Consider the following 255-nt stretch of genomic DNA (forward strand, 5'->3'; position numbering starts at 1 on the left):
CGTCACCCTTGCTGTTCGATCGCGGCCGCTGCCGGCGCAACCACCACAACCGCACCAACTCGGTTCGCAGTTCGACTTCGGGGACCGCTTCCTGCAACTGACGGTGCAGGCGGTCCAGGAACGTCAATGTCTCCGGGGTCTGGAGGTAGTTTCGGACCTTGGACCACTCACGACCCGACAACAAAGGGAGCGCCAAGGCGATCTGCTGCTCCGCCCAGACTCGGTCGTTCAATTGACCCTCGGGACGAAACACCG

The 255-nt window shown here is 62.7% G+C and carries 1 protein-coding gene; it reads right to left on the bottom strand.

Features of this window, described 5'->3' with window-relative positions; all coding sequences use genetic code 11:
- Window positions 1-232: hypothetical protein (locus ACYOEI_RS41585; RefSeq protein WP_462856512.1), on the bottom strand; the 232-nt coding region annotated here is incomplete at its 3' end.
- Between the last annotated feature and the right edge of the window lie 23 nt (window positions 233-255).

The organism is Singulisphaera rosea, assembly GCF_054877945.1.